This is a genomic window from Leptospira brenneri (assembly GCF_002812125.1).
In the GTDB taxonomy this organism is placed as follows: Bacteria; Spirochaetota; Leptospiria; order Leptospirales; family Leptospiraceae; genus Leptospira_A; species Leptospira_A brenneri.
Genome location: NZ_NPDQ01000006.1, coordinates 163,408 through 175,824 on the forward strand (window position 1 = coordinate 163,408; position 12,417 = coordinate 175,824).

Sequence of the window (12,417 nt, forward strand, 5' to 3'; positions counted from 1 at the left end):
CTCGTATTTTTAAAAAAATGAGTAAAACTTGCACTATTGTCCAATATACGCTTACATCTGATTGGTTCGGCGATAGTCCTTTTGGGTCTTATGGCATCGCCTCTATTTGCCACACCACCAACTGAAATTGTACTTAAAAGTCAGGGAAATCCAGTTCATTTAGAAGGGGAATGGGAATTCTATCCCCATACCTTCCTGTCTGAGCTAACGGAAATTCCAGAGACCAAACTTCAAGTGGTAGTTCCTGGGATTTGGAACTCAGAGCTCGGGACTGGGAATGGGTTTGGAACCTATCGTTTGCTTCTGGAAAGACCAGAAGGAACAGATCCAGAGGCTGTTTATGGAATCAAACTTGTGGATTTGGCTACGGCCTCTCGTGTGTATTGGAACGGAAAACTTCTTGGATCTTCTGGGGTAGTTTCCAAAAATCCGGATGAGTCGGAACCTTCCTACCAATTTCAATTTTACCCTTTGCCTTGGAAAGAGGGACCTAACGAACTACTTGTGGAAATCTCTAATTTTCACCATGACAAAGGGGGGATGTGGGAACCACCTTATGTTGGTGAGTGGAAAAAACTTTTTAAAGAAAACGAAAAAGATTTAGCCTCTTCTTTATTTCTAGCGGGTGCGGTTTTCATCATTGCACTCTATCACTTTGGGTTATTTTATTTTAGAAGATCCGATAAAGGAAATTTTTTATTTGGCTTTGCGGCTCTCCTTTTATCCCTTCGTACCTTGTTTACCGGAGAAAGGTTTGGATTCAATGAACTCTCTCCTTATATAGGATGGAATCTTTGCCTTCGCATTGAATACTTTACGTTTTATTTATCTCCGTATTTATTTTTTGCATTTTTTAGAGAATTTTATCCTAGTTTTTATCCTCGTTGGATGCAGAGAGTTTTGCTTTTTCCCACTCTTGTTTTTATTAGTTTTATTTTGGTATTACCTACACCCATTTATACAAAGTTAAATGGATACTTTCATATTGTTTTTCTTTCCGGAATTCTTTTAATTTTCCAAGGTATTTTTCGAGCTGTCATCGGTAGAAAAGAAAGTAGTTTGTTATTTGCGATTGGGATTATCTCTGTTGCGATTGCTGCTTTTATTGATTTACTCAACGCCTACCAAGTTGTTTATACTGTCGAAGCCATTCCCATCGGGATTTTTGTTTTTATTTTAGTCCAGTCTTTGACTTTATCTAGAAGGTTTAGTCGAGCTTTTTCTGATGTAGAATCTCTATCCAAAAGACTTCTTGCTCTCGATAAACTAAAGGATGAATTTTTAGCCAATACTTCTCACGAATTAAAAACACCTTTAAATGGGATTATCGGAATCGCCGAATCTATGTTTGATGGAATCGGTGGAAAACTCACTCAAGAACAAAGGCAAAATTTAGGGATGATTGTTAGTTCTGGAAAAAGATTGTCTTCTCTTGTAGATGATATTTTGGATTTTTCCAAAATGAAAAACAGAGATTTGGATTTGGATCTAAAGGCCATCGATTTACACCAGATTTGTGATTTAGTGCTTGTGATTTCTAGACCTCTGTATGTAACAAAAAACCTCACAGTTCGCAATCATGTTCCGATGGACTTCCCTCCTATTTTGGGTGATGAAGCAAGACTGCAACAAATTTTATTCAATCTGATTGGAAATGCGATTAAGTTTACCGAAAAGGGTAGAATTGATGTTTCGGCGGAGATTATGGAAAGGATGCTCGTTCTTTCTATCAAAGATACAGGCATTGGAATCCCAAAAGATAAATTTAACGATATCTTTAGATCTTTTGAACAAGTTGACTCGTCCACCACACGTAAGTTTGGTGGGACTGGACTTGGACTTGCTATATCCAAACGTTTGGTGGAATTACATGGTGGAACCATTTGGGTTGAATCGATAGAAGGAGAAGGTTCTACCTTTAGATTTACTTTGCCACTAGCAAGGGAAGGGGAGATCCCTATGGAAAAAATCCCTTCTAAAAAAACAGATTTATGGTTTGGTGGAGAGTCTCCAGAATTTGAACCAATTGAAGAAATAAATGAAGAATACGATGGCGAAAAATTTAAGGTTCTTGTTGTGGATGATGAACCCATCAATAGGCAAGTCCTAAAAAACCATCTAACTCTTATTGGTTGTGATGTCTATGAGGCATCCAACGGTGGGGATGCCATTCGTATGGTTCGTGATGACGGGCCATTTGAACTTATGTTGCTCGATATCATGATGCCGGGGATGAGTGGGTATGATGTTTGTGCGGTTCTAAGAGAGTCATATTCTTTATACCAACTTCCTATTTTGTTTTTAACGGCAAAAAATCAAATTACTGATATCATTGCCTCATTGGAAGCCGGTGGGAATGATTACCTTGCAAAACCATTCGATAAACGAGAGTTAATCTCTCGGGCGAAAAACTTAATTACATTGAAAAAAGCAGTCGAAGAACAAAACAAATTCATCGCTTTCCAAAATGAGTTGGGTCTTGCAAGAAAACTACAAAGTTCCATCCTTCCAGAAGAAGCTCCTGATATCAAAGGCATCAAAACAGAGTTTTATTATGAACCAATGGATAGTGTGGGAGGAGACTTTTTTGATTTCCATGCCATTTCCGAAACGGAGCTAGGTGTGATGGTCGCCGATGTGTCGGGTCATGGGATTCCAGCGGCCCTCATCTCTGCCATGTTAAAGATTGCCTTTTCTACACAAATCCGTTTGTCTAGGGAACCGGCCCAACTCATGACACAAATCAATTCTACTTTGCTTGGAAAGATGAAAGGGGCCTTTGTCACAGCATCTTATATTTATATCAATCTTGAATCGAGAGAAATCATCCATGCTAGGTGTGGACATCCTCCTCTCATCATCAATCGAGCCGGGGGATCAAAACCTACTTTAAGTTTGCCACAAGGAAAACTCATTGGTTGGATTCCTGAGTTAGACATTCAAGAAGATATCATCCCTCTCCATCCTGGAGACAGAATCGTATTGTATACAGATGGGATTACGGAAGCAACCAATGCTGAAAAAGAAATGATCGGACAAGAAAATTGGGAGTCCATTGTTCAAAGATACAGTGGGTATCCGATTTCCGAATCCAAACGTTTGTTACTGGAAAGGATCAAAGAATTTACAGGAAATCGTTCTCCAGATGATGACGTGACTCTTGTGATTTTAGAGATCGAATAAACTTCTCGATCTTGATTGATCCATACAAGTCGTATTTCTTATTGTTTTACTGAGAAAGAAAAACTAAATTTTATAAAATCTAAGCTTAGATTAAAAATCATCCTCATTACGAGCCGAAGATTGTAATATCTTTGCCAACCTGTTGGTGGCATCATTGTAACTTGATTTTTCTTCGATCCTTTGTCTGAGGTAATCATCGATTTGTGATTTTTTATCAATCGCCATATCTACTTTTTCATCCGCACCACGAACATAGGCATTGAGTAAAATAATATCTTCTGAGTTTTTGTATTTCGAGATTAGTTCCCGAACAATAGAAGAACGCATATAATGATCTTCATTCACAATTTTTTGCATGAGTCGAGACAAAGACCCAGGAACATCAATGGCTGGGTAATGACTTTGTTCTGCGAGTTTTCTCGTGAGTACAATATGTCCGTCAATAAATCCACGCACTTTATCGGCAACGATATCATCCATATCATCTTCGGCATCAGTTAAGACGGTATAAAATCCGGTGATGGAACCACCATTATGTGAAGTTCCTGCTCTTTCTACAAGTTTGGCCATTTTTGTAAATACACTCGATGCATATCCTTTGGTGACCACAGGTTCTCCTATGGAAAGTTCTCTTAGGGCTTCTGCATAACGAGTGAGAGAGTCCATATATAAATTGACGGACATTCCTTTTTCGCGAAAGTATTCTGCTGCAGAACAAGCTAGATTTGCACAACTCACTTGTTCCATTTTGGATGAGTCTGAGGTTGCGACAAAAACAACGGACTTGGCCAAAGCTTCTTTTCCAAGTTCTACGTGTAAGAATTCGTTTACCTCGCGGCCCCTTTCACCAATGAGAGCCACTACGTTGACATCTGCGTTCGTATAACGAGCGATCATACCAAGTAAACTTGATTTACCCACACCCGAACCGGAAAAAATTCCAATCCTTTGTCCTCGACCAACGGTTAACATCCCGTCGATGGCACGAACTCCAGTTTCTAAGATTTCCGTAATGGGAGGGCGATCGAGTGGATTGAGAAAACGAGGTTCGGATGCTCTTTCCTCTTTGGTGATGAGGATCCCTTTACTATCAATGGGTTTGCCAAGACCGTTTAAAACCCTGCCCAAAAGTTCGGGACCAGCATTCAATGTAATTTGTCTTCCAGAAGAGAAGACAAAGGCATGAGGAAATATTTCTTGTGTGTCACCGAGTGGCATCAAGGTATAAAGATGGTCTTTGAAACCAACAAGGACACAAGCAAGGTATCCTTTGTCTGACCCACGTTCCACTTCCAAAATTTCACCAACTTTGGAATCAGGTGGACCTTGTGAATAAATGACATTTCCCACCACGGACACAACGACCCCACTTTTGCGGATGGGTTCAATTTTTTCGACGACATTCAAATATTTGGAAATGGCATCGATATGTTCCGTGAATTTCTTTTCAATCATGGGGGCTTTTCACTCATCCAATCATGTGACATAATTAAATCAAGCGAATTGAGAGGGTCGGACTACTGAATACGACTCTTCTGGGACGGGACTACGGAGATTTGTTTTGGGAAGTACCGAAGCCCCCTTTGGTTGGGGCTTCGATCCCTTCTTAGTCTTTTAGCGACAGAGTTTGATTTGGTCGATATTGGAGATCTGGCGGGGAGTGGGTAATTTTTTACCGAGGGTCACGTTTCCACCTTCCCCAATGATCGCCGATTCATAAGCCCACTTTCCAAAATTGGTCGATACCGTGAAACAATCGGGAAAGGATTTTGTTTCCTCTATTGTAGATCCTGTCCAAAGGAGGATTCGGTCTGGGGTCCTGAGATAAAGTTTCTTTCCATCTTCTGCCCAACGAATTCCGTAAAGGGGGAGAGCTGTCCAAAAATTGATAGGATAGGTTTGGATTTTTTTATCTGCAATTTGGATGAGGTTGAGTTCAAATTCTGAAAACTCACCTTCGGCAGTAGGGTTTGCCGTAATCAGTGCCACCAAGTTACCGTTAGGGGAAGGTGCCATTTGGAATATAATTCTTTTTTCAGGTGTGGCTGGGTAGGAAAAGGCACCTCCGGCTTCTGGATAAAGAGATAAAGTTTGGTTTAGAGTTCCATACTCATCATCTTTTCCGTATAACACAAATAATGTGGAAGAACCTGTATGATAAAAAATCCCATCCGCGAGAGACCAAGAAGGAAGGTCCCATTCTTTGATTGGTTTTGCTCCTGTCGGCGCATTTTTTATCAATTTGATTTTACTTTTATAATTTCGTTTGTCTGTGGTTCCGTTTAGAGGATTCCATGAATCTTTTTCTTCGTAACCAACCGTAAGAATTAAGTGAATGCTCGGGTCGTTTGTCGGAGAGACTTCCTCTGGCAATTGTGTTTGGCGCCAGATCATTTGGGAACATCCCATTAGGGTGATAGCTAAAACGGCTAGGAGGAACTTCATGACAAAGAAGATAGGTCGGAAGGCTGGTCTGTAAACAAAAAAGGGGACCAAAGTCCCCTCTTAGTTAGAAAAATGCTGCTAAAGGACTATTTTCCTTTTTTAGCTTTTGCTTTTTCTTTGTTTTTTTGGTCAATTTCCGCTCTATGTGTGTCACAAAGTCTGTAAAGAATTCCTGTAACAGGGTTCTTACGTGTCACTTTTGTTCCACAAACGATGCAAAGACCTTGTGCTCTTCTTCTTTTGTAGAGTTGTTGTACTCTTTCTGCACCAGAAGCCTTATATTTAGAGATTTGGATTCTGAAACCTTTGAAAAGGTAATTTCCAATGGATTTTTCAGGATCTTTTTTCAAATCCTCTGCAATTTTATCGATTTGACCTGGGCCTACTTTTTGTGGTTCCATAGCTTTCTTTTTCCTTTAAATCTAGATTTTATCTTTTTTTGACGAGGGAAATTCCCTTGCTCTAACAAGGGTATCTCTCTTGTATCCGAAAAATTCAAGATATTTTTTCATCGAATAACAATTTTTTGATGTTTTGCGGTAAATTTTTTTCTAAAACGATTGATAGGTGATTATGATTATTTTTTGAATTTGATTTGTATTGCTTTCGGAAAACTAGGACAAGATTCAACACAAAGCCCACATCCTGTACAGGAAGATGTTGCAAAAACTGGCAAATTTCCTTTAAATTTCACTGTTTTTTCAATAGGACAGGCAACAAAACAAACATTACAGGTCGATTCACCAGTTTTTTCGTTGATACAATGTTCTGTGATGGCTTTCGCCTTACCAAAATTTGGTTTTTCACCGGACAGTTCGTACGGTATGAGTGCCTCTTCGGGGCAAACACTAATACAAGGCCAATCACTGCAAAGATGACATGCCTTTGCATTGGGATCTAGATGAGGAAAATTTTTTCCCGATTCTGGAACTGTAACAGGGAATAAGACGGCGTAAGGGCAGGCAAAAATACATTCATTACATCCAGTACAAAGAGAAAAAAATTCAGAAGTGGCACCAGGAGGTAAAGAGAGCGTCTGAAACATCCTAGTTTTGCGTTTCCGAACATTTTTTGGTTTGGGGACCAACTTTTCTTTGTCAGATGGTCTTTTCTTTTTCGCAGGAGACTTTCCTTTCAGAGGTTTTTCTTCTTCCCAAACCTCTCTGATGGTTTCTGTTAATTCGTCTGCCTTCTGAAAGGTAAATTGGAAGACGGATTTAAAACCTTCTCGGAAAAGATCTTTTCGTTTCATCTAATCGGAAACTCTTTCGATCTGGGCACCCAAAGAACGAAGACGGGTATCAATCGATTCAAAACCTCTATCAATCTGAACAATGTTATGGATTTCGCTTTGTCCTTCGGCACAAAGAGCTGCAATGATCATGGCCATCCCCGCACGAATGTCGGGACTTGCGACCCTTTGGCCATAAAGACGGTTGGCACCGATCACGATGGCTCTGTGTGGGTCACAAAGAATGATTTGAGCACCCATTGCGATGATATTGTCTACAAAGAAGAGCCTAGACTCAAATAACTTTTCATGAATGAGAACAGTTCCTTTGCACTGGGTTGCCGTCACAAGGGCCACAGAAGTCATATCCGCCGGAAATCCTGGCCAAGGGGCATCATCAATTTTGGGAGTGGCTCCATGGTAATCAGGAATGATTTCCATCTTTTGGTCAGAAGGGACTAGGATTCCATTTTCAGTGGGTCTTACTTCAATCCCAAGCCGAGAGTAAACCATTCGGATCATACGGATGTCTTCAGGGTTAACATCGGTGATGTGAATCTCTCCACCTGTAACAGCGGCAAGGCTGATAAAAGATCCTATTTCTAAATAATCAGATCCGATTCTATGTTTTAAGCCACCAGCCGGAGATTTTAGACCACTCACACCTGTGATCGTTAGGTGGTTTGTTCCCACTCCTTCAATTTTGGCTCCAGCAGCGATTAAAAAACGACAAAGTCCTTGGACATGGGGTTCGGAAGCAGCGTTACGAATGATGGTTTGGCCTTCTGCATAAACAGCAGCCATCACCGCATTTTCTGTGGCCGTGACAGAGGCTTCGTCGAGTAGGATGTCTTTTCCCACCAAACGGTCTGCAGTGATCATATAACCGTCAGGAAAAACTTCGATTTTGGCACCGAGTGCTTCTAAGGCAAGTAAGTGGGTGTCCATCCGTCTGCGCCCAATTTTGTCCCCACCTGGTTTAGGAAGGAAAACCCTTCCTGTGCGAGCAAGGATGGGTCCCGCCAGTGTCACGGCTCCTCGGAGTTGTGAACAAAGTTCGTATGGGAGATCTGATTTCACTGGATTTTTTTTCTGAAAGAGGTATGATCCTTTTGGACCTGTGGCAGTGATTTCGACCCCGATTTGGCGGAGGACTTCCATAAGTTTGAGAACATCGGCGATTTCAGGAAGGTTTTCCAGAATGACGTCTCCTTCCCAAAGAAGGAGGGCACCGAGAAGCGGGAGCGCTTCGTTTTTATTTCCTTGGGGAACTACTGTCCCGTGGAGAGGATTTTTGCCGATAATTTTGAAGTAGGAGGAACTCACCTTGCTTCCATTCACCACAATATGGATATGAGGAAAAGTAAATTATGAATTTTATAGCACAAGTCGTTTGGATTTTTCCAAAATTTGAGACGATCTACCTCTTTTACATCTTTCTTATGGGAGTTGCCGCCTTTATTTACGTGAAGGTAATGAACTACCTACAAAACAAACAAACAAGTGTTGTGAATCATTGGGTTGAGTTCCAAAGGTATGCCACTGCTAGGAAGTGCAACCAACAAGAATTAAACATTCTTCATTCTTTTTATGACCACTTGAGTGAAGATGAACGTGAAATTTACCTTTTGCCGGAAAATCGAAACAAACTTAAAAATGCTCTCTATCGATACTTTTTAAAATCCAATACCAATACGACTGAAAAGGAAGTGGATCTTTTTGATAAACTCTTTCGTTCCGGAGTGGAGTTCAAAAAAGAAATTCTTTCATTGAATGATCTTACTGTAGGTGAGGTTGCAGCTCTTGAGGCTGACGGAAGGGAAGAACTTACTTATGTGATGCAGAAAACAACGGATGAACTTCTTTTATCGATGAAAGGTCTTTCCAAAGATTTACTTGTACCGGGTAAGGAAGCAAAACTCTATGTATTTCGACCCAGTAGCGGTGGTTATCTTCTGGAAGGAACTGTGATCCGAACCAATGAAAGTGGTGTCATTTTCCATTTTAATGGAAGGATCGAAAGAAAGGGTGAATCTCATTTGATGCTAATGGATAAGGTATCTCTCACTGTGGCTCCTTGGCCACCACCTGATGAAAAAAAACAAGTCTTAGAACTCGATAAAAACAAACTTCTTTTTACGGAAGAAAATATTGATAAACAATTGGACGTTTTGAAACGAATTGCAAAGGACCAAAGAGAACATAACGAAAAAAGATTTGAAATGAAAGAAACACCAACTGCTTTCATTACGATGTCGGAAAGGTTGTCAGATCGAGGGATTTTGTTTGCTTTTCCAGCAGGGATTTCTTCAGAGATATGGAAGTTACAAGATCTTTGGGAAGTGAGTTTTAGTTTAGAAAATGGCCCAATCTTTCACATTCGAGCTAAGATGATGCCCACCAAACAAAAGTCAGATTTGTATTTGCTTCGCTATGTGGATGCTGATGAAACGGTGCGGAAATCTTTGTATGAAGAAATCCGCAAAAGAGGTGGAGTCAGGGAAGTTCTTACTTAAAAAAAATTATAACCTTTCGGGGAAGGCACCTTTCGATGGTGTCTTCGATCCTTTTGGTAATAAAATTAAATCCACTTTTGGAATTTCTTTCCCCGAACTGAGTTTCTCACCTAACGCTTCCCAAGATCCTTGGGTCAAAGAAAAAGATAACAAATATTGTAAGTTGGGAAGCTCGGGGAGTTTGATAAACGGAGTTCCTCCGTGCAAAATGATAAATCGTTTTGTTGGGTATTTTTTTGCAAGAGTTGCTACGGAAAGAATTTCGTTTTCGGAAGTAGAATCAAAAAGGAAAGTTGTGGTGGTTTTGTTTTTGATCTCTGCCGGAAAGGATTTAAACGGAACAGAATTTATTTTTTTGTTTTTGAGAGTTTCTTTCAGACGATTGTTTTTAACAAAAGAAATAGTTTCATCGGCTAGAATTCCAGAAGTCAGCACAGATTTTGGATAGGCTCGGATCGAGTCTTCGTTGATTTCCTTTACAAAGTTTTTGGACTCACTCAGTTTTATATAACGATTCTTTCTTTCCAAATTCCAATTGGCTAAAAATTCTTTTTGTTTTAGATTTTCATCATACACATTCGGTAGGATGGAATTTTCATCGTAAAGACCAAGTTCTAGTTTTTTACGGATTTGTTTTTGGACGGCTTCTTTCAGTTTATCGTGTTCTTTTCCTTCTTTGTCTAGATAACGAAACTCACCATCCCGGTAAGCATCCGTTAGCTGTGCTTTGAACCTTCGTGCTGTTTCGCCCCAGCTAGTCAGAAGAACAATATTGGCACCAGCAAGTATAGTTAAAACTCCCGGCCTGTCTTTTTCATAATTTTTAGAAATGGCATGCATCTCCATCGCATCTGTGATGATGATTCCATCAAAGTTTAAATTCTTTCGCAAAACATCCGTAAGGATGGTTTTGGAAAGAGTTGCGGGGAACTCGGGATCAATTTTTGGGTAAACAATATGAGCAGACATCACGGCTTCCGCACCACCGGCGATAGACTGTTTGAAGGGAAGTAGTTCCAGTGCTTCTAATTCTTCCAGACTTTTGTTGATGATGGGAAGACCCAAGTGGCTATCCACAGTGGTGTCACCATGGCCAGGGAAATGTTTGATCACAGGGAGGCATCCGCCAGCCCGAGCCCCCTTTTCATAAGCTACGGCCACTTCTGAAACTCGTTTGGAATCGGAACCAAACGAACGTGTGTTGATGACTGGATTTAAGGGATTGTTATTGATATCCAGAACGGGTGCAAAAAGAAAATTAAGTCCAAGGCTACGAAGTTCGTAAGAAGTAACAAATCCAACGACTTCTCCCCATTGTGTATTCCCTGTTTGGCCGACTGCCATTGCCCCTGGGTAAGGTGTGATTCCATCTTGGACTCGGAAAACCCGACCTCCTTCTTGGTCTGTGGAGATGAGAAAGGGTGCAAGTTTAGAGTCTTTTGCTGCCCCTTGCAGGCCGCTTGTGAGAGAGAGAATTTCTTCTTTTTTTCCAAGGTTCTTTCCAAAGAGAATGATCCCCCCGGGCTTCGTTGCTGCAATTTCTTCCAAAGCAATTGGATCCACAGTTTTAGAAGGGATAGCAATGTGGATGGTTTGGCCGACAAGTTCTGCTTCGGTCATACTGTTCGTAATGGCCCAAGCCTTTTCATCTAACCAGAGTTTTCTTTCGTTAGCGGCAAGTTCAGTCAGGTAAAATCCAAAACAATAAGAAGAACCAAAAAACCCAAAAAGGAGGAGGAGGGAGAAAGAAGTGCGGAGAAGAACTTTGTTCATAAGCTATGATGGTACGATCTACAGACGGCTTTTTCGAGACAACCAAGAAAAAAATCTACTTTGTCTCAGAATCCAACGTCTGAGTCTCTGTGGATGATTTTTATAAAAACCTAAAGCCGAGTTCTAGTTTTAAAAATCTTTTTGATGGAACGATGCCAACGAAAGTTCCTGATGATTGGTTCGTTCTCATTACCGATATTGTTGGATCCACAAAGGCGATTGAAGAAGGTCGTTATAAGGATGTAAATACTGCCGGTGGACTTACGGCCATCGCTGTTGCCAATGTTTACGGGCATATGGATTTTCCTTTTGTGTTTGGTGGGGACGGGGTGACTTTTTTACTTCCTGTCAATCTGTTGTTTCCCATTCGTTCTGCGATTGCCGATACGATCTCCCAGGTAAAGTCAGCTTTTAGTTTGGAAATGCGAGCAGGGATCGTACCCGTCCAAGAGTTGTATCGTGTTGGAGCCGGATTGTATTTAAGTAAGTTTCGTGCATCCGAACACTATGTCCAGTGTTCCTTGTTCGGTGAGGCTTTGCCTTTGGCAGAAACTTGGGTTAAGGAAGGAAAAGACGAGTCTTATCTAGTTCGAGAAAATGAAAAGATCACACCTGCTGATTTTACTGGATTTACCTGTCGGTGGAAGGACATTCCTAGCGAACGTGGGGAGATTGTTTCTCTCATCGTCAAACCCATGCATAACGATTTTGAAGTTTGTAAAAAAACGGTCACTCGCGTTCTGAATTTCATTCGTTCTGAATATGGAGAAGAAGGAGATTACCATCCTTTACGAGTGAGAAACATCCAATTGGATTCTGGTCGGTATTTAAAAAAGGAAGCTACAGCTCGGATGGGTAAGTCGAGTGGCCTTAGATTTTACTTTGCACTCGCAAGAATTTGGTTCGAAAGATTGGTTGTGGGGTTTGCCATTCGGTTTGGAATCCCCATTCGGTCAGGACATTATTCATTAAACAAATTGAAGGATTACCAAGTTCTTTCGGCAGACTTTCGTAAGTATGATGGAACCTTAAAGATGGTCATTGATGGATCCAAACACCATAGAGAAACCCTTGTACAATTTTTGGACCAGATGGAATCGGAAGGACTCCTTTGTTATGGAATCTTTGTCTCTGATCGCTCACTGATGACCTGTGTATTGAAGGTCGCATCTTCTGCGGAAGTTCATTTTGTGGATGGAGCTGATGGCGGCTTTACGATGGCCGCCAAGTCTTTGAAGGAAAAGTTGAAACTAAGAAGTTAACTTTTGT

General features: G+C 40.8%; 9 protein-coding genes. 3 read left to right on the forward strand and 6 right to left on the reverse strand.

Annotated features, from left to right (window positions below):
- Nucleotides 1-36 precede the first annotated feature (36 nt).
- Nucleotides 37-3,183, forward strand: coding sequence for a SpoIIE family protein phosphatase (locus CH361_RS13890; RefSeq protein ID WP_100791412.1), 3,147 nt, complete (start codon nt 37-39; stop codon nt 3,181-3,183).
- Between the two features lie 90 nt (nt 3,184-3,273).
- On the opposite strand, the gene CH361_RS13895 is transcribed toward CH361_RS13890, so the two are convergent.
- From CH361_RS13895 to murA, 5 genes are all read right to left on the reverse strand, one after another.
- On the reverse strand, nt 3,274-4,638 hold the full coding sequence (locus CH361_RS13895) for a FliI/YscN family ATPase (RefSeq protein ID WP_100791413.1): 1,365 nt from the start codon (nt 4,636-4,638) through the stop codon (nt 3,274-3,276).
- Between the two features lie 159 nt (nt 4,639-4,797).
- On the reverse strand, nt 4,798-5,577 hold the full coding sequence (locus CH361_RS13900) for a hypothetical protein (RefSeq protein WP_100791533.1): 780 nt from the start codon (nt 5,575-5,577) through the stop codon (nt 4,798-4,800).
- A 137-nt stretch (nt 5,578-5,714) separates the two neighbouring features.
- The gene (locus CH361_RS13905; protein WP_002973161.1) at nt 5,715-6,029 is read right to left on the reverse strand and encodes an LIC10235 family protein; all 315 of its coding nucleotides are present in this window, start codon (nt 6,027-6,029) and stop codon (nt 5,715-5,717) included.
- A gap of 176 nt (nt 6,030-6,205) precedes the next feature.
- On the reverse strand, nt 6,206-6,880 hold the full coding sequence (locus CH361_RS13910) for a 4Fe-4S dicluster domain-containing protein (RefSeq protein WP_100791414.1): 675 nt from the start codon (nt 6,878-6,880) through the stop codon (nt 6,206-6,208).
- The gene (gene murA, locus CH361_RS13915) at nt 6,881-8,185 is read right to left on the reverse strand and encodes a UDP-N-acetylglucosamine 1-carboxyvinyltransferase (protein WP_100791415.1); all 1,305 of its coding nucleotides are present in this window, start codon (nt 8,183-8,185) and stop codon (nt 6,881-6,883) included.
- Nucleotides 8,186-8,229: 44 nt separating this feature from the next.
- On the opposite strand from murA, the gene CH361_RS13920 reads away from it, so the two are divergent.
- On the forward strand, nt 8,230-9,375 hold the full coding sequence (locus tag CH361_RS13920) for a hypothetical protein (RefSeq protein WP_100791416.1): 1,146 nt from the start codon (nt 8,230-8,232) through the stop codon (nt 9,373-9,375).
- Between the two features lie 6 nt (nt 9,376-9,381).
- Here the strand turns inward: CH361_RS13920 and CH361_RS13925 are convergent, their stop codons facing one another.
- Nucleotides 9,382-11,148 carry a glycoside hydrolase family 3 protein gene (locus tag CH361_RS13925; RefSeq protein WP_100791417.1) on the reverse strand — a complete coding sequence of 589 codons (1,767 nt, stop codon included), beginning with the start codon at nt 11,146-11,148 and terminating at the stop codon, nt 9,382-9,384.
- Nucleotides 11,149-11,237: 89 nt separating this feature from the next.
- On the opposite strand from CH361_RS13925, the gene CH361_RS13930 reads away from it, so the two are divergent.
- On the forward strand, nt 11,238-12,410 hold the full coding sequence (locus CH361_RS13930) for a DUF3095 domain-containing protein (protein ID WP_100791418.1): 1,173 nt from the start codon (nt 11,238-11,240) through the stop codon (nt 12,408-12,410).
- Nucleotides 12,411-12,417: the final 7 nt, after the last annotated feature.